Origin of the sequence: Mesorhizobium japonicum MAFF 303099 (assembly GCF_000009625.1) — a bacterium.
Classification (GTDB): Bacteria; Pseudomonadota; Alphaproteobacteria; order Rhizobiales; family Rhizobiaceae; genus Mesorhizobium; species Mesorhizobium japonicum.
Window position 1 is genome coordinate 1737473 of the sequence record NC_002678.2, and the last position, 21693, is coordinate 1759165.

The window sequence follows — 21693 nt, forward strand, 5'->3', positions numbered from 1 at the left end:
TCACTGGCAAACCCGCCGCTGAAACCGCTCCTGGTGGTAGCCGCAGTAGCTTTTCTGCCCCTTGGTTCGCATGCCGCAGCACAGCATATCGGCGCCGGGCCGGCCGCCTGGCGGGTCGTTTTCCGGATCCTCTTCCAGCGTCAGGTCGAGCGGCGCGCGGCAGCGATCGAACAGGCAGGCGATGAAGCGCATCGCCACGCCATGCGGCTGGCGGCCGATCGGTCCACGCTGCGGCGCCGGCACTTCCAGACGATAGGCTTCGCCATCGGCGATCAGCACGCCCACTTCGCGCACGAACAGGCGCGTCGGCAGCCAGGCCGGCGAGGAATCGCGCCTGGGCCGCGCCTTGTTCTTGCGCCCGCCCTCGGCGGCATAGACGCCGGCGCGCTTTTGCGCCACCGTCTCGCCGCTGGCCCTGCCATTTGCCCGCTTTGCGGCCGCCGGCTTGCGCATTGTCCTTTCGCCGGCGCCTTGTCTCGCGACCGGCGGCATCCCCCGGCCATTGGCAAAGCCGATCGCGCCCAGCATGGCGTTGCGGTGGACGATGCCGATGATGGCGTTGCGTGACACCGGGCTGCCGCGCAGCGCGCTGAACGCCGCCGCGATCCTCGAGACCGAAAGCCCCTCCTTCAGCCAGCGGGCGATCTCTTGCAGTTCGGCGCGGCTGTAGCTTGCCATGTCCAGGCTCCATCCAGGGGACCGCCTTCGCCGCGCTTGTGGGCGCGCCGTCGGTCAGGGTTCAGGCCCGGTCCGGGCCACGGTCAGGGGTTCGGTGCGAAAGCCGGCTCGCGGGCCGGATCAGCCGGAGCGGATCGCGTGTTTGGCGGTCAGGCGCGACAGCCGAGCCTCCGCCGTCTTCCTGTCGGGGGCGGAAACCGCCCTGCACGGCTCGAACACGGTGCGGTCCTGCGTGCGGATGCAGGAGCGCGCATAGGGACCGGGCCGTTGGAATTGGGGGCCGGAGCCGAGGGGAGCGGCGGCTCCGGCCGTTCCGGCCGCCGGGGACAGGCGGGCCGGACCCGAGGCGTCAAAGCGCTCGGGCTTCGCCCCGGCCGGGGAGGACGACGGCCGGGACGGAAGGGTGGCGACTTCGGTCACCTTGTTTGCCTCGCGAGACGCTGGCGCTACCGCGCCATGAAAGCTGGACAGGTTCTGCATGGCCAGATATAAGCATAACTCAAAAACATATGCAAGCCATTCTTTCATAGACGAGAGCCGCTTTCATCGCTCACATGGGTGCCATGGCCAAAACGGAACTATCGATCAAGGTCGGGGCGGCGATACGCCAGGCGCGCAAGCAGCGCGGCCTGGTCATGCGCCACATTGCCGAGCACAACGACACCGATGTCGCCGCCGTCGGCAATTGGGAAACCGGCCGCAACCTGCCCAAGACCGAGAACCTGTTGAAGACCGCCGCCTTCCTGCGCGTCGACCCGGTGGCGCTGGGCAAAGGCGAGGTCGTCTTCCTCGACGATGCCGACGCGTTATCCGATGCCGAGATCGTCACCGATGCCGGCCCGATGCCCGCCGGCTCAATGGATATCGAGGTGCTGGGTGCGGCGGTCGGCGGCGATGACGGCGACTTCACCTTCAACGGCGAGCCGGCCGGCTACGTCCAGCGCCCGCCGGGCGTGCGCAACCTGCCGAAGGTGTTCGCGCTGCATGTGCTCTCCGACTCGATGGTGCCGCGCTACGAACCCGGCGACCTCATCTATTGCGGCGGCCGCGACGCGATCCCCGGCGACCATGTGGTGATCGAGACGTTTCCGGAAGAAAATGAGAAGAACGGCAAGGCCTTCGTCAAGAAACTGGTCAAGCGCACCGCGAGCGAGCTGGTGGTCGAGCAGTACAATCCGCCGAAGACGCTGACCTTCAACCGCTACGCGATCAAGCATGTCTGGCGGGTCATTCCGCTGAAGGAATTGCTGGGATATTAGAGCCCTTTTTTCCTTCTCCCTTGCGGGAGACGGAAAAACCAGCGTCGGCACCGCTCCAAAAACTCAAGCCCGCCTCGCCCCCTCCACCAGCACCTCGCGCTCGCTCAGCATCTGCGCTTCGCTGCGCACGCGCTGGCGCTCGTCGACGAAGGCCGCCTGGATCGACACCGCGGTGCCCGGCAGCCCGTCGGCGCGGCAGGCCGAGCAGACGATGCGGCCTGAAAGCTCCGCCAGCGGCGTGCTGCCCGTCACCCCGAAACGCCGGAGTTCATCCGGCTTCCACCATCTGTTGCGGCCGCAATCGGCGCACTCGACCGATATCGAGACGACGTGCGCGATGACTGGTTTCCTGCCCGGCAACGCCATGCCTCTCCACCCCTTTCGTTCCTGATTTGTTCACATAATCCTGTGTTTTGAGCCGGGAGTCGAGTCGCAGTTTTAACACTTTTCCAAAAGTTTCCCTTTTATCAATTTTTGAGTTATGCTCTTAAAAACTCACAAATGTGAGTCGCCTACCGCATCAGACCCGGGAGCAATGATGGATGCCGCCGATTTCGCCCGCGCTTGCGGTTACACCGGCGACAGCCCTGCTCTGCTTGAAGCCTTCGAGGCGATCCGCCGCAACGGTATCGCGCAGGCCCGCCAGGATCATTTCCGGCGCAAGGCCGTCATCGACGAGTTGAAACAGTCCGAACCGCTGTTCCTGGCCGCGATCGGCCCGGCGCTGTCGGCGCAGGAAGCCATCGAGGACACTACCCGCTTCATCGCCTGCTGGCGCAATATGCCGCGCTGGCGCCAGGAGCGGCGCCTGCCCGATCTTGTCCGGGCTAGGCAGCAGCATCTCGTGGCGCGTTTCTTCCGCCGCTACGGCCATCGCCTGTGGGCGCTCGAAGCGGCCTGAAACCCGGCACACTGGACCAGCCATTTGCGGGTTCCATCCGCTGAATTTTCTTTCTAGATTGCGTCGGGGTGGCTCTTCGACGTGCATGATTTGGAATGTTCAGGACTGCCCGCTCAAAATTTCAAACCTGGATCACGGCCGGCGCGGGGACCATCGCGGCGCTGTTCGTCGCCGGCCTGATGGGCGCCTTCGGCGCCCTGCCCGCCCACGCCCCGCCGCAATTGCCGCTCGACACCGCCATCGATGCCGGGCGCTGGCGCGTCCAGCCGCTGCGCGCCTATGTCAGCCACGCCAGGACATATGGCGTGCTGCTGAAGCCCGGCCAGAAGGCGCTGGTGCTGGTGGCCGACATGACCAACCGCACCGCGCAATCCGACAAGGCCTATTTCGATGTCTTCAAGCCGGACGGCATCGCCCTGCCCGATCCCATGCCGATGATTGCGCTGACACGCGATGCGACACTGACGCCGGAACTGCATCCCGGCATGACCGAGCGCATGGCCTATGTCTGGCCGCTGGCCGGCGACGCCGCTGTCCCGGCCAGCCTGAGCTTCGGCGTCACCGCCGAGATCTTCAAGCCGCGCGACAACCTCTATGGCATGCCCGGCTGGTTCAATCCCTACCGGCTCGGCACAATCACCTTGCCAATCGCCGACGTGCCGGGAACCGGCTCATGAGAATCCGCATCCTCGGCAATCTCGTCATCCTCTGCGCGACCGTGGCGCTGAGCTACGGCATGCAGGCGACGAAGCCGCATTATGCTGACCTCACCGCGCCGATCCCGGTCGACGGCGCCATGCACGACAAGGTTCGCGCGCGCAGCTTCGATGTCCGGCTCGACAAGGTCGTCTTTGCCCGCCAGCTCAAGACCAACCAGTTCGGCCAGCAAAAGCTTTTGACCACCAGCGGCCTGTGGGCTGTGGTATCGACCAGCCTCACCGCCACCGCTGCCTCCACCACAGTCGCCGACGGCACCTGGCAAGGCCCGACAGGGCTGCGCTACCACCAGACGGAGCGGCTTGGCTACCGCCAGGACATGCCGCCGCATGGCGTCGATCCGGGCTTGGAGAAGAGCGGCCTGTTCGTGTTCGAAATACCACCCGACCAGATAAGCGGCGCCAGCCTGCTGGTCGCCGCGCGCCAGTTCGGCCCTCTCGACGCCCAGGCGCGCATCAGCCTCGATGGGATACCGACAAGCGCCGACGGCCAGCCCACGGATGTGCTGCCGGAATACGATTTGGATGCGCCGCAAGGCCAGACACTTCAGGGCAAGTCATGAGCGCCGTTTCGACAGAGCCGGCGGCCGACCCGCAGGCCGAGAAAAAATGGCGGCGGCACAGCCTTGTGGCGCTTGCCATCCTGCTGCCGCTGGCGCTGGCCGAGACCAGCTATGACAGCCTGTGCGAATGGCTGCATGGCGAGGACCTCATCGCCAGGGGTGTCGATTTCGGCCAGTCGGTGCCATTCGGCGGCAGCGACTGGAAACTGGCCGATCTGCGCGGCGGCAAGGCCGACCGCCTGCCCGACCACGCCTTCGCCGTCATCGCCACTTTCACCGTCACCATTGGCGACCCCGACCTGCAAAAGCAGTGGCTGGGCTGCAAGCTGATGCTGACCGACGCCGCCGGCCGCCGCTGGCTGCCGGATGTCATCGCCGGCGTCAGCCTGCCGGCGGGTGTGATGAACTGCACCTCGGCGATCTTCTCCGGTGCCAAAAAGGGCGACACCATCACCATTGGCGACACATTTATCGTGCCCGAGGACGCGGTGAAAACCATTCGCCCCGCCGTGGGGCTTGGCAGTGAGCGCCCATGGTATCTGCGCTTTCGGCGGCCGCCGAAATAACAGCGTCCTTCTCCCCGTTCACGGGGAGAAGGGAACTCATCTACCCTTTGACAGCGAAAACGCTATCTCCAGCACGGCGGCGAGAAAACATATCCTGATCGGCTCGATCAAAATGCCGGTCGAGGAATCCTGGAACGGGCTGCCGAACAGCAGCGTCACGCCATGGGAGAGGATCTGCCAGACATCGAGTTCGTGCGGGCCGATCAGCCGCGTCGCGCCGAGCCACAGCCAGGCAGCGCCCCAGTCGATGAGGCGATAGCCGATGATCAGCGTGCACAGAAGCAGAAGGCTGGAGCTCACCGTCAGCCGCACGCCATTGGCGATCGGCAGGTAGCGCGAGCGGTAGCCGGCGATGAAATGCTCGACGAAGTCGCGCAGGAATTTCGGCAGGCCGGCATAGCGCTTGCCGAAGCGCTCCACCCGATTGTGTACGCGCATCAAGGCGGCATCGTCGCGCACGTCATAGCCGTAGATCAGCGCCGCCATGACCAGCCAGATCAGCGGCAGGAGCATGTAGAAGAACAGGTTGATGGCGACCGTCGAGGGCGCGACCGAGGTGAGCTCGACCGGCACCATCAGGGCCGCGTTCGCCACCGGCACCGGGCTCGCCAGCCCGTCGGCCGTCGCCTCCAGCACCGACCAGAAGGAGCGGCTCATCAGCCATTGCAGCGCCGTATCCTTCCAGCGGCTGATCACATAGAGACCGACGAAGATCCAGTTGGTCTCGCAGATCACCACGACGATCTGCCAGAACGAGGCGGTCTTGGTTTTCGTCTGCATGAACTTGGCCACCCGGCGGATCAGCCAGGACACCGCCACCGAGATCAGCAGCCAGCGCGAATCCAGCACGTCGAGCACATCAGCGCTCTGGCCGAAACCGGCCTGGTCGAGCGTGGCGCGCGAATATTGCCGCACGATATCGCCGAGGAACCCCCAGGCCGCGTAATAGGCAAAGAACGGCAAGAGGGCGATGGTGACCATACGCACCAGCCGCGAGCCGCGACGATCGGCAGTCTCCTGCTCCTCGGCGGCCTTGTCCGCGCCGCGCTGCGCGGCCAAGAGATGCGGCAAGCCGGGGCGCAGCACATGGAACATCGCCACCGTCACCACCAGCTGCGCCAACGCCACCAGCGTCAGCATGGCGAGCCCGGCGAAATGATTGGCGAGCGCCACTTTCGCCGCCAGCTGCAGCAACAGATCGCCGGCCAGCACCCCGGCCAGCACCAGCGCGACGAGCTGCGGCCAGAAGCGCCGCAGCAGCGAAAAACTCAAGCTGGTCGGCCTGATGATATCGGCAAACATGAGGTCTCTCACGATGCCACCCGCCCCAGGCCTTTCTAGCAAGGCCCGATCGTTTTGCAACCGGGCCGGGAAACGGCCGCGCACCTCCTCGGTGCAATGCCGGGATGTCATGGGTGTCACGCCAGCCCTGATTCCGTCGAATTGCTGCGCTGATTGATGGCCTCGAAAACCGCTGGAAGGACCGCCATGAAACGCCTTGTTCTCGCCGCCCTGTGGATGATGGCGCTTGCTCTGTCCGCCCATGCCGCAAGCGATAAGATGACCGGGCTTGCCGACGCCACGGTGTTGATCGTGCGCCATGGCGAAAAGCCCGACAGCGGCCCGGGCCTGTCGCCCGAAGGCGAAGCCCGCGCGCAGGCCTATGTCGCCTATTTCCAGCCCTTCATGCTGGACGGCGTCGCCTTCCGGCCCGATATGCTGGTGGCCAGCACCGATTCCAAGAACAGCGCACGCGAGCGGCTGACGCTCACCCCGCTCAGCCAGGCGCTGAAACTCCCCATTGACCAGCGCTTCGCCGACAAGGACGTCAAAGCCCTCGTCGCGGCACTCTCCAGCGAAACCCACGGCAAGTCGATCCTGATCGCCTGGCATCACGGCCAGCTGGGAAAACTCATCAAGGCCTTCGGCGCCGACCCGCAGGCCCTGCTGCCGAACGGCAAATGGCCCGGCGATGTCTTCAACTGGGTGGTCGTGCTGCGCTTCGATCAGGCCGGGCACCTGGTGCCGGGCTCGGCGCGGATTATTGAGGAGAAGTTGCCAGGGTAGATGCGCTGGTGCGAGGCGCGCAGACCTTTCGCCCCTACCTTCGCACCCGCGACTTCAGCCATCGGTCAAACGCCACCGCCAGGATCAGGATGAGCCCAATCACGATGCTTTGCGTGTAGGACGACACATTGTTGAACTGCAGCCCGTTCTGCAGCACGCCGATTAGCGCCGCGCCCACCACCGTGCCGCCGACCGAGCCGATGCCACCGAACAGCGAGGTGCCGCCGATGACGACGGCGGAGATCACCGTCAGCTCATAGCCGATGCCGGCGACCGCTTCCGAGGAATTGAGCCGCGCCGACAGCACGAAGGCGGCGAGCCCGGCGAAGAAGCCGACGATGACATAGACCGAGACCAGGATGCGGTCGACGCGCAGGCCCGACAGCCGTGCGGCCTCGGCATTGCCGCCGACGGCGTAGACGGCGCGGCCATAGCGCGTGTAGCGCAGCACGATGTGGCACAGGATCGCGGCGACGGCGAAGATGATCGCCGGGACCGGCACCGGGCCGATCAGCCCCGTGCCGAACCAGCGCATCGAGGCGTCGAAGCCCGAGATCGGGCCGCCATTGGAGATGGTCAGCGTCAGCCCGCGAAACACCGTAAGCCCGCCCAGCGTGACGACGAAGGGCGGCACTTTCAGGCGGGTGATGGCAAGCCCCTGCACGCCGCCGGCGGCGGCGCCGACGATGACGGCGGCGAGCAGCGCCGCGAACCAGCCATAGCCCTGCGTGCCTGAGGTCGACAGCGACAGCGTGTTGGCAGCACCGCCCTTGGCGACGACGGCGGCGACCATGCCGCAGAAGGCCAGCAGCGAGCCGACCGAGAGGTCGATACCGGCGGTGAGGATGACGAAGGTCATGCCGAGCGCGATCAGCCCGGTGATCGAGATCTGCCGCGTGATGTTGAACAGATTGATCGGGTCGATGAAGCTCGGCTTCAAAACGGTGAAGACGACGACCAGCGCCGCCAGGAACAGCAGCGGCCCGAAACTCATCAGCAGCCGCGCGATCGTCGCGCCGCCGCGCTGGCTCTGCTCTTCGGCGATGCTCATCGTGCCTGATCCTCCGCATCCTGCCCAAGCGCGTCTTGCCCAAGCGCGTCTTGCCCAAGAGCATCCTGCTTGTCGAGCGCCATCAGTTCCATCAGTTTTTCCTCGTTTGCCTCGACGCCCGGCATCTCACCAGTGATGCGACCCCGGCGCATGGTGACGATGCGGTCCGACACCGCCAGCACTTCAGGCAGTTCGGACGAGACCATCATCACCGCGATGCCGCGCGCCGCCAGTTGCACCAGGATCTGATGCACCTCCGCCTTGGCGCCGACATCGACGCCGCGCGTCGGCTCGTCGACGATCAGCACTTTCGGGTCGCGCGCCAGCCAGCGCGCCAGGATCACTTTCTGCTGGTTGCCGCCCGACAGGCCCTCGATCGCCTGCTCGGCCGAGGCCATGCGGATCGACAGCATTTTCCTGAAACCCGACAGCGCATCACGCTCGCGCCGCTCGGCCATGAAGCCTAAGCCGTTGCTGAAGCGGCCCAGCGAAGCGACGGAGAAATTCGGCAGGATGCCCAAGGCGGCGAAGATCGCCTGGTGCTTGCGGTCCTCCGGCACCAGGCCGATGCCGAGCGCGATGGCGTCGGCCGGCGAGGCCGGAGCGATCGGCTTACCGTCGAGCGTGATGGTTCCGGCCGCGATGCGGTCGGCCCCAAAAATGGCGCGTGCCAGCTCGGTGCGGCCGGAGCCGACAAGGCCGGCGACGCCGAGGATTTCGCCGGCCTTGAGATCGATGTCGACGCCGTCGAGCACAATGGCATGCGGCGCCTCGGGATCGCGCACGGTGCGCAGACCACGCACCGACAGCACGACATTGCCCGCCACCGCGCGTTGCACCGGCCGCGCGTAAAGTTCCGAAGCGGCGCGGCCGACCATTTTCTCGATGATCCGCGGCAGCTGGATCGGTCGTCCCTTGTCGCGGTCGAGATGCCCGGCCAGCCGGCCGTCGCGCAGCACCGTCATGCGGTCGCAGATCGCCGACGCCTCCTCCAGCCGGTGGGTGACGAACATGATGGCGACCTTGTCCTGGCGCAGCCGGCCCATGATCGACAACAGCCGCTGCACCTCTGTTTCGGTCAGCGCCGAGGTCGGCTCGTCCATGATGATCAGCCGGCTCTTTAGCGATAGCGCCCGGGCGATCTCGACCAGTTGCTGCTCGGCCACCGACAGCGCCGAGACCGGCGTCATCGGATCGATGGAAAGGCCGACGCGGGCGATGATGTCGCGCGAATCCCGCTCCATGCGCTTCCAGCTCACCAGCCCCAGTGGCCCGACCGGCGCGCGGCCGATGAAAATGTTCTCCGCCACCGTCAGCGTCGGGATCAGGCTCAATTCCTGGTAAATGGTGACGATGCCGAGCCGCTTGGCATCCTGCGGGCTGGACGGCGCATAGTCGGCGCCGTCGAAAGTGATGCGCCCGCTGGACGGCGGCATGACGCCCGACAGGATTTTGAGCAGCGTCGATTTGCCCGCGCCGTTTTCGCCGAGCAGGCCGAGGATCTCGCCGGGGTGGATGTCGAGCAAGACATCGCTCAGCGCGGTGACACCGGCGAAATGCTTGGTGACGCCCTCGACGGCAAGCAGGACAGGTGCGGCTTCAGCTGGCAAGGGTTGCTCCCGGATCGTGGTAAGTCGCGGGACAGCGCCCCCCTCTGTCCTGCCGGACATCTCCCCCACGAGGGGGGAGATTGGCAGTTTCGCCGGCAGCGCCTTTTTTGCAAGGCTGGTAATTGGCGAAAGCGGAGACAACGGTCGATCTCCCCCCTCGTGGGGGAGATGTCCGGCAGGACAGAGGGGGGCGCGACAGAACGCGACGTCCCCCCTTCATGCGCTCAGCTTTCACAAGCCCCCTACTTCGTCTCGCTCAACCTCTCCGCCTTATCAAGATTGTCCTTGCCGATGACGATGGGCGTCAACAGCACCAGCTTTTCCTTCGGCTCGGTCTTGTTCTTGGCGTAGGCGACCGCGATCTGCACCGCGGTGCGCGACTGCTGGCCGGGGAACTGTTCGACCGTGCCGGCGAGCTTGCCGTCGCGCACGGCAACCAGCGCTTCCGGCAGCGCGTCGAAGCCGTAGATCTTGACGTCGGTGAAGTTGCGCGCCGCACAGGCCTCGAGCGCGCCGAGCGCCATGTCGTCATTGGCGCAGATGATGGCGTCCGGCTTGCCATTGGCGGCGAGGCCGGCTTCCGTCACCGACAGCGCTTCGGCGCGGGCAAAGTTTGCGGTCTGCTCGAAGATGATCTGGTACTTGTCCTTCAGGGGATCGAGCACATTGTGCACGCCCTTGTTGCGGTCGATCGCCGGACCGGCGCCCGGCTGGCCCTGCAGATGGAACAGCTTGGCGCCGTTGGGGAACGCCGCCACCATGGCGCTGGCCTCGGCCTCGCCGCCCTTGACATTGTCGGCGCCGACATGGGCGAGAATGCCCTGGACACCGTCGACGCGGCGGTCGATCGTCACCACGGGAACACCGGCCTTGACCGCCTCCTCGATCGCCGGCGCCAGCGCGTTGACGTCGAGCGGCGAAATCACGATGGCGTTGACCTTCTGCACCAGTGCCGCCTCGATGTCTGCGGTCTGCTTGGTGGCCGAATTCTGGCCGTCGCTTTCGGTCAGGTTGACGCCTTGCGCCTGCGCCTCGGCCTTGATCTCGTTCAGCATGTGCACGAAGAACGGAAAGCCGAGATTGGGCACCGAGCCCAGTATGGTCAGCTTGTCCTCGGCGAACACCGAAGGTGCGGCAAGCACCATGGCGCCGGCGGCCACGGACGTCAGCAGGAATTCACGTCTGTTCATGGTTGATCTCCTCCACAGAACGCACGCCCCGGAAACCGGGACGGTTTCAGGAAGGATCATGCGTCGGTTCAAAGTGTTGGAGCATCCTCCTTGCGCGGGACAGCGCATGCCGCTCCAGCTGATCGCCGTTGCAAAAAACTGCCTCCCATCGGCGTCAGCAAGGGGATGCTAACCCAGGGTCAACCATTTGTGCAACATCGATATAACAGTGCTGGGCGGCGAATTATCGGAATTGTCGGAATTTTGGCTGCCGGGCGTCCTGCCCTGCATGATAGACGCGGCGCTCCGCCGACCATATCGGCTCCAGCTGACTGTCACATTCTGGTTGAAAGGCTCCCTCTCAGTGTGTATAAATACACATGAATAGCGCCGAAATTATCCGCCAGTTGCAAGCTGATGGTTGGTTCGAGGTTGCCCGAAAGGGCAGCCATGCGCAATTCAAACACCGTGACAAGCAAGGGCGGGTCACCGTCCCTCATCCCAAGCGCGATATCCCAATAGGCACTCTACGCAGCATCGAAAAGCAATCTGGACTGAAACTGAGGTGACGGACATGAAGCAGTATATCGGACTTATCCATAAGGATGCCGGCAGCGACTTCGGTGTGTCTTTCCCTGATTTCCCAGGTGTGATTACCGCCGGAAAGGATCTGGATGACGCACGGTCCATGGCTGAAGAGGCGCTCACCCTCCACATCGAAGGGCTGGTCGAGGATGGCGAAGCCATTCCGGAGCCTTCCAGTCTGCAGGCCGTGATGGCGGACGCCGATAATCGTGACGGTGTCGCAATCCTGGTCGCGGCCAAGACCGAGGCCAGGAAGGCGGTGCGTATCAACGTGACGTTGCCAGACGACGTTCTGCGGCGAATCGATGCCTTTGCCGAAGCCCACGGCTATACGCGATCCGGGTTTCTCGCAAAGGCGGCTGAGAAAGCGATGGAGCTTGAATCGGCCTGATGCATGTCGCCCCAAAAGTAATCCCTGGAGAATTGCATGAAGCCGCACATCATCTGCCATATGCTCGCCTCGCTCGACGGCGGCCTCCACCCCAGCCGCTACACCGCCAGCCCGGACGGGACCCGGGCCGAGTGGTCCGGCCTCTATGAGCAGATCCATGGCGATCTCCAGGGCGACGGCTGGATCGTCGGGCGTGTCACCATGGCCGAGATGAGCAGGGCCGGCGCGCACCCGGCGGCGCATACCGGCAAGGTCGAGCGGCCGCATCATTTCGCGCGACGCGATGCGGGCACCTATGCGGTGGCGCTCGATGCCTCCGGCAAACTCCACTTCGCCAAGCCCGATGTCGGCGGCGACCATGTCGTGGTGCTGCTCGGGCGGGACGTCGCCGACAGCCATCTGGCCGAGCTCGCCGCCGACGGCGTGTCCTACATCGTGTCGGAAACGGCCGAGATCGATCTCGCCGCCATGCTCGACGTGCTCGGGCGGGAGCTCGGAATCCGCCGGCTGCTGCTCGAAGGCGGCGCCGGCATCAACGGCTCCTTCTTCGCGGCGGGACTTGTCGATGAACTCAGCCTTCTGGTCGCGCCCGCGCTCGATGCACGGGCGGGAAACCAGGGCTTTGTCGAGTTCGGCGAAAGCGGCCTCGCCGGCAAGATGCAGCTGTCGCTGACAAGCTGCGAAACACTGGCGCATGGGCTCATCCACTTGCGCTACGCCGTCAGCCCTGGCTGAGGCCGCAGCCCATCAATAGCGCATGGCGTCGAGATCGGCGATCAGCGTCGGGCCGGTCGGATGCCAGCCGAGCCGCGCCTGGGTCAGCGCGCTTGAGGCCGGCAGGTCCATCGGGGCAAACATTCCCATCCAGCCGAAGTGCTGCGCCGCCTGTTCCGGCGCGATGGAGACGACCGGCAATTTGAGGCCCCGGCCAAGCGCCTCGGCGATGGCGCGCACCTCGACGCCTTCCTCGCCGACCGCATGGTAGCGCGCGCCCGGCTGGCGCTTTTCCACGGCAAGCCGGTAGAGCCGCGCGGCGTCGGAGAGATGCCCCGCCGAATAGCGATTGCGGCCTTCGCCGACATAGGCCGAGACGCCCTTGTCGCGCGCGATCTCGATCAGCGGCGAGATCAGCCCCTGCTTGACCGGATTGTGCACCTGCGGCAGCCGCACGACCGACAAATTGATGCCGGCCTCCAGCAAGGCATTGCCGGCGAGTTCCGAGGCGATGCGCGGATTGGGATGGCTGGCGTTGAAGACGTCCTCGACCGCCAGTTGGCCATGTCCGGGGCTGCCCATGCCGACGCCCGACGTGATCACCAGCGGCCGGTCGGATCCGGCCAATGCCTGGCCGAGTGCCGCGATCACGCGCTTGTCCTTTTCGCAGTTCTCGGCAAAGCGCGAGAAATCATGGTCGAAGGCGGTGTGGATCACGGCGTCCGCTTCGGCCGCGCCGCTGCGCAGGCTTGTCGGATCCTCAAGGGTTCCGCGATGCACTTCGGCGCCCGCGGCCGCCAGCGCCTCGGCGCCGGCATCGGAGCGGGTGACGCCGATCACCTGATGGCCGGCCTGGATGAGTTCGGGAACGAGCGCCGAGCCGATGAAGCCGGTGGCGCCGGTCAAAAAGATACGCATGCAAAATCTCCTGCACAGTTGCCCGCGCAGTATCCCCGGTCTATTATTCCATTAAAGTAGTGATCTTATCATGGTATAATCTTTAACAGGATGGCTAACAGGATGCCCACCCCAGGTTCACTCGCAGCCTTCCTGAAAGACCGGCGCACCCGGCTCGACCCCGCCTCGTTCGGCTTTTCCGGGCGCCGGCGCACGCCCGGGTTGCGCCGCGAAGAAGTCGCCCAGCGCGCCAACATCAGCCCGACCTGGTACACATGGCTGGAACAGGGCCGTGGCGGCGCGCCCTCGGCCGATGTGCTGAACCGCATCGCCAAGGGGCTGCTTTTGACCGAGGCGGAGCGCGAACATCTCTTCATGCTGGGGCTCGGACGCCCGCCCGAGGTCCGCTACCGGGGCGACGAAGGCGTCAGCCCCCGGCTGCAGCGCCTCATCGACACGCTCGAGGCCAGCCCCGCTCTGGTCAAGACCGCCACCTGGGATGTCGTCGCCTGGAACCGCGCCGCCGAGATCGTGCTGACCGACTACGGCACTATCCCAGCCGGCCGGCGCAACATATTGCGCTTCATGTTCCTCACGCCCCACATCCGCGCCAAGCAGCATGATTGGGAAAACCTTGCCCGTTTCGTCGTCGGCGCTTTCCGGGCCGATGCGGCGCGCGCCGGCGCGGTCTCCGAGGTCACCCAGCTGGTGGACGAACTGTGCAGCGGCAGCGCCGAATTCGCCACGCTGTGGCAGGAGAACGACGTGCTCGCCCATGGCGACGGAACAAAGCGCCTGAAGCACCCGGAACTGGGTGACATCGAGCTGGAATATTCGTCCTTCGCCGTCGACGGCCGGCCGGATTTGAACCTGACCGTCTACAACCCGGTCGACAGCGAGGTCGCCGACCGCATCCGCTCGCTGGCCAAGCGCCTGAGGTAAAGACCGGCGCCACTGCGATGGCGCCTCCTCAACGCCGCTCGCACACCGCCTTCAGGATCTGCAAGGTCGGCCCCCAATAGAGATTGGCATGCGGACGGATCGCCGGTTCGGCGAAGTCGCTGAGCGTCAGCGTCAGCAGCGTTCCCCCATTCGCTGCAGTCAGGGCGAAACTGACCCGCGTGTGGTTCTCGGGCACGTCCGCCAGGCGCGAGGCCGACAGCGTGCTCCAGTAACTGTAGGAGAACACCCGCTCCGGCTGGAACGCGCGGACAATGCCACGGTTCTCGAACGCCATGCCATGCAGCAGCCCGCGTATCACGACCGCGCCGCCGGCATGCCCCTCCAGGCTGACGGTCAGTCCCTCGTCGGACATCCATTGCGGGATCATCGCGGGCATCGTCAGCATGTGCCAGACCTCAGCCGGCGCTGCATCGATGGCTACGGTCTTGACGATCGGCGCGGAGTCTGGAGAACCCGTCACGGGCGCAAGGCCCACGCGATGGCGGCAGCAACGTGGCCAGGATCACGCCAGGCGTCGCAAGCCGCCAAAGGCACGGCGTTCGCCCGCCGGATCATTCGAGAGACCATAGTTTGCAAGATCCTGCCTGGAAGGTAGCGAGGCATCATCATACACCGGCCGCACAGATAGGCAGCTGACTGCGTTTCGCCGATCGCCGCTGGTTCCCGGTCAAGCCGGTGGCCTTTGGCGGCCAATTGTCAGCGTCCGCCCACGATTGTCACCACCGTGTTTGAGGAGGCCGGCAACCCGGCCGCGAAATTTCCAGACAGGCACCTTGTACGAATTTCATTATACATTATATGCAATTGTATATTGATAGGAAACCAGGTGCTCGATATGACCATGATCCGTGTAAATGACGTGCTGAGCGTCGGTCCTCAGCCCTCGATCTCCGAAATCCGGTCGCTTGCCGGCCATGGGTTTGCGGGAATGATCAACGCTCGACCTGACGGCGAAGAGGCTTCCCAGCCCGGAAACGCCGCCGAGCGGGAGGCGGCTGGTCATGCCGATGTTCCCTACACCTTCATACCCGTGACGATGCCAACCATCACCGAGGCGGACGTGCGGGCCTTCCAGAGGGCCATGGCCGATGCCGGCGGCCCGGTCTTTGCTCATTGCAAGACCGGCACGCGTGCCCTGACCCTGTATGCACTGGGCGAGGCGCTCGACGGCCGTATGTCATCCCAGGATATGGCGGCCCTCGGACAGAAGCTCGGCATCGACCTGTCGGCGGCGTCGCGATGGTTCGAAGCGCACAGGCAACTGCGACCGGACGTGAAGGGGTTCTTCGATCCCCGGACAGGAAGCGTGCAATATGTGGTTTCGGACCCGGACACCCGAAAATGCGCCATTGTCGATCCGGTTCTTGATTTCGACGAGAAGTCAGGAGCGACCACGACGCGCAACGCCGACGCGATGCTTTCCTACATTGCCGAGAACGGGTTGAGCGTCGAATGGATTCTCGACACCCATCCTCATGCCGACCATTTTTCGGCCGCGCAGTATCTGAAGGAGAAGACGGGCGCCCCCACCGCGATCGGGGCACCGGTGGTCGATGTCCAGCGCCTGTGGCGCGGCATCTACAACTGGCCCGAACTTCGCGTCGACGGCTCGCAGTGGGACAGGCTGTTCTCGGATGGCGACACTTTCAAGGTCGGTTCCATGGCGGCGCGCGTGATGTTTTCGCCCGGTCACACCCTGGCGTCGATCACCTACGTGATCGGCAATGCGGCCTTTGTTCACGACACCATCTTCATGCCTGACAGCGGCACGGCCCGTGCCGATTTTCCCGGTGGTGACGCTCGCGTCCTGTGGAAATCGATCCAGAAGATCCTGGACCTTCCGGACGAAACCCGCCTGTTTACAGGCCATGATTACCAGCCGGGTGGACGCGCGCCGAAATGGGAAAGCACGGTCGGCGAACAGAAGCGCGCCAATGCACATCTGGCCGGCGTGAACGAAGAGGCCTTTGCCGGATTGCGAGTGGCGCGTGACCGAACGCTGCCAATGCCGAAACTCATCTTGCATGCCTTGCAGGTCAACATCCAGGCGGGGCGTCTGCCCGAGCCGGAGCCGAACGGCACGCGCTATCTGAAATTTCCCCTCGACGCATTGCAAGGAGCAGTGTGGTGAGCGAGTTCCAGCCTGATGCGGTGAACATGTCGCCCGCCGCCATGGAATCGCGCGCGGGCGAAGTGGCGGCCTTGTTGAAGACACTGGCGCATCCAATGCGGCTGATGCTCGTCTGCACCCTTGTCGAAGGCGAGTATTCGGTCAGCCAGCTGGAAGAAACGCTCGACATCCACCAACCGAACCTTTCCCAGCAACTGACGGTGTTGCGCGACGCCAACATTGTGGAAACGCGGCGAGACGGAAAACAGATCTTCTACCGGCTGACCGCCGAGAAGGCCGCTCAACTGGTTGCAGCGCTTTACACGATCTTTTGTGCGGAAGGCCGGCCATGACCTCTTATCTCGTATCCCTTCTTGGTGGAGCCCTTATCGGTCTTTCATCGGTCATCCTGCTGATCCTGAACGGCAGGATCGCCGGCGTAAGCGGGATTGTCGGCAGGGCGGTCCAGGGCATCGGTGTCTGGACAAACGGTGCCTTCGTCGCCGGATTGCTGCTTGGCCCGGTGGTGTACTTCGCGGCCTTTCATCATTGGCCTACCGTGACGGTGACGGCGTCGCTCCCATTGGTGATGCTTGCGGGATTGCTGGTCGGCTTCGGATCCCGAATGGGTTCGGGTTGCACCAGCGGTCATGGCGTCATGGGGCTGGCCCGGCTATCGCCACGTTCGATCGCCGCGGTCCTGACATTCCTTGCGAGCGGCATCGTGGCTGTCGCGTTTCTTCGCGGAGCAGTCCTGTGAGACACACCAAACTACAGCCTGTTGCCGCCCTGGCCGCGGGCACCCTTTTCGGGCTTGGTCTGGCGCTGTCGGGCATGCTCGATCCTGTGCGCGTCCAGGGCTTTCTCGACGTCTTTGGCGCGTGGGATCCGAGCCTGGCCTTTGTGCTGGGCGGTGCCGTCGCGGTTGCGATGGGAGGCATGGCCTGGCTCCGGCGGATGTCGCGACCGCTGCTGGCGGATCGCTTCCATTTGCCAATGAAGTCGCGGATCGACGCCCGTCTGATCGTCGGCTCGGCGATCTTCGGCCTGGGATGGGGCCTGGGCGGGTTTTGCCCCGGCCCGGCGCTGGCTTCGCTGTCGCTTGGGCTGATGCCAACCCTGGTCTTCGTGGCCTTTATGCTGGCGGGCATGGTTGCCCATGACCGCTTCTTCGTCGGGCGGCCATCGTGAGCGCTACTTTGTTTGCCGCCCTGGGCTCTGGTGGCCTGGTCGGATTCACCCTTGGACTTGTCGGCGGCGGCGGATCGATCCTTGCCACGCCGCTCCTGCTCTATGTCGTCGGCGTCGCCCAACCCCACATTGCCATCGGCACAGGCGCGCTTGCGGTGGCCGCCAACGCATTCGCGAACTTTGGCAGCCATGCCTTGAAGGGTCACGTCTGGTGGCGCTGCGCGCTTGTGTTCGCAGCATTGGGTTCCGTGGGGGCTCTGGCGGGATCGACGCTTGGAAAGTCAATCGACGGGGCGCATCTGCTTTTCTTGTTCGGGCTGCTGATGCTGGTGGTTGGCGGTTTGATGGTCCTTCCCAGGCGTAGCACTTCGACCACGGCCCGGCCCGTCGACGCCAGAATGTGCGCGATGACCGCCGCGGTCGCCATCGTCGCCGGCGCGGCCTCCGGCTTCTTCGGCATCGGTGGCGGCTTCCTCATCGTTCCCGGGCTGATCCTGGCCACCGGAATGCCGACAATCAATGCGATAGGCACGTCCCTGCTTGCCGTCGCGGCCTTCGGTCTCGCCACGGCCTTCAACTACGCGCTATCGGGAATGGTTGAATGGCAGTTGGCCGGCGAATTCATCGTTGGCGGCATTGGCGGGGGCTTGATCGGCATGCTGGCGGCGACCCGCCTGGCATCCTACAAGAACGTGCTCAACCGCATCTTTGCCGCACTGATCTTTGTCGTTGCGGGCTATGTCCTCTACCGCAGCATCGGCGCGTTCACTTTGGGGTAGCGGCCGATCCGGAGTCCTGGAACAGGCGCCGGTGTCTGAGCCGGGAAACTTCCGCATCATCCCTTGTGTTCGAACACCGCCCCGTAGTGATACGGCGGCAAATCGACCATTCGCAGAAGCCGGAAACCAGTAGCCTCCAGAACCGCCGCCACCGCTTCGGGTGACATGCGCATCTCCGTCCTGGGGCCGCGCGGCTGACCAAGCACGGTCGTCTGCTCTCGCGGCAGCCGATGCCAATTGACAAGCGCAAACAGACCGCGCGGCTTAAGCGTACGGGCGACCGCTTTGACGAGGGCCGGCTGATCGGGCACTCCGTGGAACGTATTGGCGATCAGGGCAAAATCGATTTTTTCGGGGATCAGTTCCGCGACTTCGCTGGCGTCCGCGACAATCCACTTGAGGACCGAAACGCCGAGCTGCTTCACCTCGGCCTTGGCCGCCACGATCATTTCCGGGTCGAGGTCGAGCGCATAGACGCGGCCACTGACGATTTTCGCAAGCGGAGCGGTGAAATAGCCATCGCCACAGCACAGGTCCAGAGCTGTCATGCCCGGCTCAACGCCCAACGACAGCAAGAGGCCCGACGGGTCCGGCCAAAGCGCCTCCCACCAATCGCGGTCAGGCATGGAGGTGGCGGGAAACATTCCAGTCATGGGCGGACGCTCTAGAATTGCGCTGTTGGGCAGCTTTGACTGGCAGGCCGACAAAGGCAACGCTTTCGTTGCCGACGGCGGATCGAAGTGATGGCGGTCAGCGAAATCTGCCCGGCGCACCAAAGGCGGCGCCCCCCATAAGTTCTGATAGCCGGGGCACCGGAAACCGTCATCCAGCCGCGCCGGGCGCAGCCGCATCGGCCATGCCGCTCTCCTCACCCTTGCGCGATTGCCGGCTGATCAACGCGACGGCGGCGAAGGCCGCGATGCCGAACAGGCCGACCATGACGTTGAGCCACAGGGCCGGGAAAACGCCGAAGCCCGATATCATCAGCGTCAGGCCGAACGGGGCGAAGGCGGAACTGAACTGGCGCGCCGCGGTGATCCAGCCGACATAGGAGCCGTAGCGTTCATGGCCGAACAATTCGAGCGGCAGCGTGCCGCCGACAATGCTCATCAGGCCCGAGCCGAAGCCGAAAAGCACGGCGAACAGCATGGCGCCGGGAACGGAGGGCGCCACCATGAGCAGCACCGCAAGGCCGCCGGCCAGTCCGGCCGTCGCGCCGAGCGCCAGCGATGTCTGCGACAGGCCGCGGCCGAACAGCATGTTCACCAGCCGGCTCGCCACTTGCGATGGGCCAAACAGGCTGGCGACCAGCACCGAGGCGCCACCGAGGCCGACCAGAGTGAGCAGCGGCACCATCTGCACGAGAACAGCCGAAAGCATGAAGCCCTCTATGGCAAAGCCGGCCAGCACCAGGACGAACAGCAGCGACCATCGCCCGCCGGGCACCGGCCCGGACAGGCCCGCCGTAACCGGGACGATCCGCTCCCGCGCCTTGCCGATGCTGCCCGAAAGACGAGCCAGCCACCAATGGATCGGCAGGCAGACAAAGGCGTTGAGCGCGGCAAAGAGAATGAGCACCTCCCGCCAGCCAAGATGCTGATGCAGCAGCGTCGTCAGTGGCCAGAACAGCGTCGAGGCGAAGCCGGCGATCAAGGTGAGATGGGTAATGCCGCGCCGCGCGCCACCAAGTTGCACGATGGCGACGAAGGCGGTGCTGTAGAGCACGAAGCAGGAGGCGAGTTCCATGGCCAGCACGCCGAGCGCAAAGCCGGCGCGCCCCGGCGCCAGCGCGCACAACAGCAACGCGCCTGCCGCCGCCAGCGATCCCGGCACCATCAGACGCCCGGCCCCGACCCGGTCCGCCAGGCTGCCGGCGAACGGCGCCAGTATAGCGCTTGCCAGCAGCGACACCGACAGCACGGCGAACACCCATTGCTGCGACCAGGCGAGTTCCGCCGCCACCGCCGGCGCCAGGATGCTGTAGCTGTAGTAGAGCGTGCCGTAGCCGACGATCTGCGTGGTGCCCAGCGCCCAGATGGCGGAGGCGGGGATCCTGGCGTCGCTCACTCGGCGGCTTCCATCTTGCCGGCACAGCCGCAACCGCTTTTGCCGACGGCCTTGGCGTCGGCATCCGCCACGCAGCAGGCATCGATCGCCGCCGGCGCCGGCCCGCCGCAACAGCCCTGCGACGCACGCCCCGCCGGCACCGTGCAGACGCCGGTTTCGGGCAGCACCAGTTGCACCGCGTCGGCCGCCGCCATGTCGCCGGCGAGCGCCGCCGCGACCGAGCGGACCTGTTCGTAGCCGGTCAACAGCAGGAAGGTCGGCGCGCGGCCATAGCTCTTGATGCCGACCGTGTAGAAGCCGGGCTCCGGATGGCTGAGTTCGCGGTGGCCGTGCGGTGGCACGTCGCCGCAGGAATGCTCGTTGGGATCGATGAGCGGACCGAGCGCCTTGACGCTCTCCAGCCATGGGTCGAGATCGAGCCTGAGCTCCCGGGTCAGCGACAGGTCCGGGCGCTGCCCGGTCGCGGCGATGATGCGGTCGACGGGGCCGAGTTGAGCCAAACCCTCCTGGCCCTGCCCCTCGACGATCAGCCTTCCGTCACGCTCGCGGATCGCAAGCGTGGCAAAGCCGGTCACCAGTTGGACGCGGCCGCTTTCGGCGAGCTCGCGCACATCGGCGCCGAGTTCGCCGCGCGCCGGCAATTGGTCGGCGTCGCCGCCGCCATAGATGCGCACGAGGTCGGTTCCGCGCACCGCCCAGATGAAGGCGGTGCGGGGTTCGGTCTCCGCCAGCCTGGCAAGGTCGAGCAAGGCATTGGCCGCCGAATGGCCGGAACCCGCGACCAGCGTCGTGCGGCCGGCATAAAGCGCGCGGTCGCGGCCAAGAATGTCGGGGATGCCATAGGCGATGCGGTCGGCAGACTCCGCCTCGCCTTCCGCCGCGATGCCACCGGCGCCGAGCGGGTTGGGCGTGCGCCATGTCCCCGAGGCGTCGATGACCGCGCGGGCACTGTCGCGCCTTGTCCCATTGGCGGTCTCGACCACGAGCATGAAGGGCCGCGTCCCGCGCTCACTGCCGCGCACCTTGTCGGCGCCCCAGCGCGATATGGCAACGACACGCGCCTTGGTTTCGATGGCCGGCGCCAGTTCCGGCAGGTTGGCGAGCGGCTCGAGATAGTGCGCCACGAGTTCATCGGCGGTGGGAAAGGCTTCCGCGTCAGGCATCCGCCAGCCATGGGCTTCGAGCAGTCTCCTCGCCGCCTCGTCGACGCAATAGCGCCAGGGCGTGAACACCCGCACATGGCCCCAATCCCGCAGATTGGCCGCGACACCGTCGCCGGCTTCATAGAGCTTCACCGGCAGGCCCCGGGTCATGAGATGAACAGCGGCGGCGAGGCCAACCGGGCCGGCGCCGATGACGGCGATGGGCAGATCGTCTTGCAGGACCATATTTTCCATCCTCCCGGTATTATCGAAA

At 65.3% G+C, this 21693-nt stretch carries 26 protein-coding genes; 15 read left to right on the forward strand and 11 right to left on the reverse strand.

Features of this window, described 5'->3' with window-relative positions:
- Positions 1 to 678 carry a GcrA cell cycle regulator gene (locus MAFF_RS09530; RefSeq protein WP_044548180.1) on the reverse strand — a complete coding sequence of 226 codons (678 nt, stop codon included), beginning with the start codon at positions 676 to 678 and terminating at the stop codon, positions 1 to 3.
- Between the two features lie 554 nt (positions 679 to 1232).
- Here MAFF_RS09530 and MAFF_RS09540 point away from each other — a divergent pair.
- A complete protein-coding gene (locus tag MAFF_RS09540) occupies positions 1233 to 1937 on the forward strand; it encodes an XRE family transcriptional regulator (protein WP_010910690.1) in 705 nt (234 codons plus the stop codon).
- A gap of 63 nt (positions 1938 to 2000) precedes the next feature.
- Here MAFF_RS09540 and MAFF_RS09545 read toward each other — a convergent pair whose 3' ends face one another.
- Complete coding sequence (locus MAFF_RS09545; protein ID WP_010910691.1) at positions 2001 to 2303, reverse strand: hypothetical protein; 303 nt, start codon at positions 2301 to 2303, stop codon at positions 2001 to 2003.
- A gap of 172 nt (positions 2304 to 2475) precedes the next feature.
- Here MAFF_RS09545 and MAFF_RS09550 point away from each other — a divergent pair, with 172 nt between their 5' ends.
- The 4 genes from MAFF_RS09550 to MAFF_RS09565 all read left to right on the forward strand — a co-directional run bounded on the left by MAFF_RS09550 (position 2476) and on the right by MAFF_RS09565 (position 4683).
- Positions 2476 to 2838: a hypothetical protein gene (locus MAFF_RS09550; RefSeq protein ID WP_080512053.1), complete on the forward strand. Its 363-nt coding sequence runs from the start codon at positions 2476 to 2478 to the stop codon at positions 2836 to 2838.
- 95 nt (positions 2839 to 2933) lie between these two features.
- Positions 2934 to 3515, forward strand: coding sequence for a hypothetical protein (locus MAFF_RS09555; protein ID WP_044548182.1), 582 nt, complete (start codon positions 2934 to 2936; stop codon positions 3513 to 3515).
- Positions 3512 to 4117 carry a hypothetical protein gene (locus MAFF_RS09560; protein ID WP_032931128.1) on the forward strand — a complete coding sequence of 202 codons (606 nt, stop codon included), beginning with the start codon at positions 3512 to 3514 and terminating at the stop codon, positions 4115 to 4117. Before MAFF_RS09555 ends, MAFF_RS09560 begins: the two co-directional genes overlap by 4 nt.
- Positions 4114 to 4683, forward strand: a complete 570-nt coding sequence (locus MAFF_RS09565; RefSeq protein WP_010910694.1) for a hypothetical protein — start codon at positions 4114 to 4116, stop codon at positions 4681 to 4683. Before MAFF_RS09560 ends, MAFF_RS09565 begins: the two co-directional genes overlap by 4 nt.
- A 36-nt stretch (positions 4684 to 4719) precedes the next feature.
- On the opposite strand, the gene MAFF_RS09570 is transcribed toward MAFF_RS09565, so the two are convergent.
- Positions 4720 to 5985 (reverse strand): hypothetical protein, encoded by a 1266-nt coding sequence (locus tag MAFF_RS09570; protein ID WP_044548183.1) that lies wholly within the window; start codon positions 5983 to 5985, stop codon positions 4720 to 4722.
- A 186-nt stretch (positions 5986 to 6171) separates the two neighbouring features.
- Here MAFF_RS09570 and MAFF_RS09575 point away from each other — a divergent pair, with 186 nt between their 5' ends.
- Complete coding sequence (locus tag MAFF_RS09575) at positions 6172 to 6750, forward strand: phosphoglycerate mutase family protein (RefSeq protein ID WP_244420754.1); 579 nt, start codon at positions 6172 to 6174, stop codon at positions 6748 to 6750.
- 34 nt (positions 6751 to 6784) lie between these two features.
- Here MAFF_RS09575 and MAFF_RS09580 read toward each other — a convergent pair whose 3' ends face one another.
- From MAFF_RS09580 to MAFF_RS09590, 3 genes are all read right to left on the reverse strand, one after another.
- Positions 6785 to 7801: an ABC transporter permease gene (locus MAFF_RS09580; RefSeq protein WP_010910697.1), complete on the reverse strand. Its 1017-nt coding sequence runs from the start codon at positions 7799 to 7801 to the stop codon at positions 6785 to 6787.
- The gene (locus MAFF_RS09585; protein ID WP_010910698.1) at positions 7798 to 9411 is read right to left on the reverse strand and encodes a sugar ABC transporter ATP-binding protein; all 1614 of its coding nucleotides are present in this window, start codon (positions 9409 to 9411) and stop codon (positions 7798 to 7800) included. The genes MAFF_RS09580 and MAFF_RS09585 overlap by 4 nt, the downstream gene beginning before the upstream one ends.
- A gap of 242 nt (positions 9412 to 9653) precedes the next feature.
- The gene (locus tag MAFF_RS09590; RefSeq protein ID WP_044548186.1) at positions 9654 to 10601 is read right to left on the reverse strand and encodes a substrate-binding domain-containing protein; all 948 of its coding nucleotides are present in this window, start codon (positions 10599 to 10601) and stop codon (positions 9654 to 9656) included.
- Between the two features lie 359 nt (positions 10602 to 10960).
- On the opposite strand from MAFF_RS09590, the gene MAFF_RS37580 reads away from it, so the two are divergent.
- The 3 genes from MAFF_RS37580 to MAFF_RS09600 are packed head-to-tail and all read left to right on the forward strand — an operon-like array spanning position 10961 to position 12291.
- Positions 10961 to 11149, forward strand: coding sequence for a type II toxin-antitoxin system HicA family toxin (locus MAFF_RS37580; RefSeq protein WP_010910700.1), 189 nt, complete (start codon positions 10961 to 10963; stop codon positions 11147 to 11149).
- 5 nt (positions 11150 to 11154) lie between these two features.
- Positions 11155 to 11556, forward strand: coding sequence for a type II toxin-antitoxin system HicB family antitoxin (locus tag MAFF_RS09595; RefSeq protein ID WP_010910701.1), 402 nt, complete (start codon positions 11155 to 11157; stop codon positions 11554 to 11556).
- 36 nt (positions 11557 to 11592) lie between these two features.
- Positions 11593 to 12291: a RibD family protein gene (locus tag MAFF_RS09600; protein ID WP_010910702.1), complete on the forward strand. Its 699-nt coding sequence runs from the start codon at positions 11593 to 11595 to the stop codon at positions 12289 to 12291.
- 12 nt (positions 12292 to 12303) lie between these two features.
- On the opposite strand, the gene MAFF_RS09605 is transcribed toward MAFF_RS09600, so the two are convergent.
- On the reverse strand, positions 12304 to 13188 hold the full coding sequence (locus MAFF_RS09605) for an SDR family oxidoreductase (RefSeq protein ID WP_010910703.1): 885 nt from the start codon (positions 13186 to 13188) through the stop codon (positions 12304 to 12306).
- 90 nt (positions 13189 to 13278) lie between these two features.
- Here MAFF_RS09605 and MAFF_RS09610 point away from each other — a divergent pair, with 90 nt between their 5' ends.
- Positions 13279 to 14109 (forward strand): helix-turn-helix transcriptional regulator, encoded by an 831-nt coding sequence (locus MAFF_RS09610; RefSeq protein ID WP_010910704.1) that lies wholly within the window; start codon positions 13279 to 13281, stop codon positions 14107 to 14109.
- 28 nt (positions 14110 to 14137) lie between these two features.
- Here MAFF_RS09610 and MAFF_RS09615 read toward each other — a convergent pair whose 3' ends face one another.
- Positions 14138 to 14590 (reverse strand): SRPBCC family protein, encoded by a 453-nt coding sequence (locus MAFF_RS09615; RefSeq protein ID WP_244420755.1) that lies wholly within the window; start codon positions 14588 to 14590, stop codon positions 14138 to 14140.
- Positions 14591 to 14965: 375 nt separating this feature from the next.
- Between MAFF_RS09615 and blh the strand changes: the two genes are divergently transcribed.
- From blh to MAFF_RS09640, 5 genes are read left to right on the forward strand one after another with little or no spacing between them, the layout of a single operon-like run.
- Positions 14966 to 16261 (forward strand): bifunctional sulfur transferase/dioxygenase Blh, encoded by a 1296-nt coding sequence (gene blh / locus MAFF_RS09620; protein ID WP_010910706.1) that lies wholly within the window; start codon positions 14966 to 14968, stop codon positions 16259 to 16261.
- A 26-nt stretch (positions 16262 to 16287) separates the two neighbouring features.
- On the forward strand, positions 16288 to 16593 hold the full coding sequence (bigR, locus tag MAFF_RS09625; protein WP_044550708.1) for a sulfite-sensing transcriptional repressor BigR: 306 nt from the start codon (positions 16288 to 16290) through the stop codon (positions 16591 to 16593).
- Positions 16590 to 17000, forward strand: a complete 411-nt coding sequence (locus MAFF_RS09630; RefSeq protein WP_010910709.1) for a YeeE/YedE family protein — start codon at positions 16590 to 16592, stop codon at positions 16998 to 17000. The genes bigR and MAFF_RS09630 overlap by 4 nt, the downstream gene beginning before the upstream one ends.
- Positions 16997 to 17431 carry a DUF6691 family protein gene (locus MAFF_RS09635; RefSeq protein WP_044548188.1) on the forward strand — a complete coding sequence of 145 codons (435 nt, stop codon included), beginning with the start codon at positions 16997 to 16999 and terminating at the stop codon, positions 17429 to 17431. Before MAFF_RS09630 ends, MAFF_RS09635 begins: the two co-directional genes overlap by 4 nt.
- The gene (locus MAFF_RS09640) at positions 17428 to 18210 is read left to right on the forward strand and encodes a sulfite exporter TauE/SafE family protein (protein ID WP_010910710.1); all 783 of its coding nucleotides are present in this window, start codon (positions 17428 to 17430) and stop codon (positions 18208 to 18210) included. The genes MAFF_RS09635 and MAFF_RS09640 overlap by 4 nt, the downstream gene beginning before the upstream one ends.
- A 56-nt stretch (positions 18211 to 18266) precedes the next feature.
- On the opposite strand, the gene MAFF_RS09645 is transcribed toward MAFF_RS09640, so the two are convergent.
- The 3 genes from MAFF_RS09645 to MAFF_RS09655 are packed head-to-tail and all read right to left on the reverse strand — an operon-like array spanning position 18267 to position 21665.
- The gene (locus MAFF_RS09645; protein ID WP_341872719.1) at positions 18267 to 19061 is read right to left on the reverse strand and encodes a class I SAM-dependent methyltransferase; all 795 of its coding nucleotides are present in this window, start codon (positions 19059 to 19061) and stop codon (positions 18267 to 18269) included.
- Positions 19033 to 20277, reverse strand: a complete 1245-nt coding sequence (gene arsK / locus MAFF_RS09650; RefSeq protein WP_010910712.1) for an arsenite efflux MFS transporter ArsK — start codon at positions 20275 to 20277, stop codon at positions 19033 to 19035. Before arsK ends, MAFF_RS09645 begins: the two co-directional genes overlap by 29 nt.
- Complete coding sequence (locus MAFF_RS09655; protein WP_010910713.1) at positions 20274 to 21665, reverse strand: NAD(P)-binding protein; 1392 nt, start codon at positions 21663 to 21665, stop codon at positions 20274 to 20276. The genes arsK and MAFF_RS09655 overlap by 4 nt, the downstream gene beginning before the upstream one ends.
- Positions 21666 to 21693: the final 28 nt, after the last annotated feature.

Bases quoted from the DNA above. Each gene is read 5' to 3' on its own strand.
- MAFF_RS09580 (WP_010910697.1), bottom strand. From the start codon at position 7,801: ATGAGCATCGCCGAAGAGCAGAGCCAGCGCGGCGGCGCGACGATCGCG.
- MAFF_RS09540 (WP_010910690.1), top strand. From the start codon at position 1,233: ATGGGTGCCATGGCCAAAACGGAACTATCGATCAAGGTCGGGGCGGCG.
- MAFF_RS09560 (WP_032931128.1), top strand. From the start codon at position 3,512: ATGAGAATCCGCATCCTCGGCAATCTCGTCATCCTCTGCGCGACCGTG.
- MAFF_RS37580 (WP_010910700.1), top strand. From the start codon at position 10,961: ATGAATAGCGCCGAAATTATCCGCCAGTTGCAAGCTGATGGTTGGTTC.
- MAFF_RS09575 (WP_244420754.1), top strand. From the start codon at position 6,172: ATGAAACGCCTTGTTCTCGCCGCCCTGTGGATGATGGCGCTTGCTCTG.
- MAFF_RS09530 (WP_044548180.1), bottom strand. From the start codon at position 678: ATGGCAAGCTACAGCCGCGCCGAACTGCAAGAGATCGCCCGCTGGCTG.
- MAFF_RS09595 (WP_010910701.1), top strand. From the start codon at position 11,155: ATGAAGCAGTATATCGGACTTATCCATAAGGATGCCGGCAGCGACTTC.
- MAFF_RS09645 (WP_341872719.1), bottom strand. From the start codon at position 19,061: ATGCGGCTGCGCCCGGCGCGGCTGGATGACGGTTTCCGGTGCCCCGGC.
- MAFF_RS09610 (WP_010910704.1), top strand. From the start codon at position 13,279: ATGGCTAACAGGATGCCCACCCCAGGTTCACTCGCAGCCTTCCTGAAA.
- MAFF_RS09565 (WP_010910694.1), top strand. From the start codon at position 4,114: ATGAGCGCCGTTTCGACAGAGCCGGCGGCCGACCCGCAGGCCGAGAAA.
- MAFF_RS09555 (WP_044548182.1), top strand. From the start codon at position 2,934: ATGTTCAGGACTGCCCGCTCAAAATTTCAAACCTGGATCACGGCCGGC.
- MAFF_RS09605 (WP_010910703.1), bottom strand. From the start codon at position 13,188: ATGCGTATCTTTTTGACCGGCGCCACCGGCTTCATCGGCTCGGCGCTC.
- MAFF_RS09570 (WP_044548183.1), bottom strand. From the start codon at position 5,985: ATGTTTGCCGATATCATCAGGCCGACCAGCTTGAGTTTTTCGCTGCTG.
- MAFF_RS09655 (WP_010910713.1), bottom strand. From the start codon at position 21,665: ATGGTCCTGCAAGACGATCTGCCCATCGCCGTCATCGGCGCCGGCCCG.
- MAFF_RS09630 (WP_010910709.1), top strand. From the start codon at position 16,590: ATGACCTCTTATCTCGTATCCCTTCTTGGTGGAGCCCTTATCGGTCTT.
- MAFF_RS09600 (WP_010910702.1), top strand. From the start codon at position 11,593: ATGAAGCCGCACATCATCTGCCATATGCTCGCCTCGCTCGACGGCGGC.
- MAFF_RS09545 (WP_010910691.1), bottom strand. From the start codon at position 2,303: ATGGCGTTGCCGGGCAGGAAACCAGTCATCGCGCACGTCGTCTCGATA.
- bigR (WP_044550708.1), top strand. From the start codon at position 16,288: ATGTCGCCCGCCGCCATGGAATCGCGCGCGGGCGAAGTGGCGGCCTTG.
- MAFF_RS09550 (WP_080512053.1), top strand. From the start codon at position 2,476: ATGGATGCCGCCGATTTCGCCCGCGCTTGCGGTTACACCGGCGACAGC.
- blh (WP_010910706.1), top strand. From the start codon at position 14,966: ATGACCATGATCCGTGTAAATGACGTGCTGAGCGTCGGTCCTCAGCCC.
- MAFF_RS09590 (WP_044548186.1), bottom strand. From the start codon at position 10,601: ATGAACAGACGTGAATTCCTGCTGACGTCCGTGGCCGCCGGCGCCATG.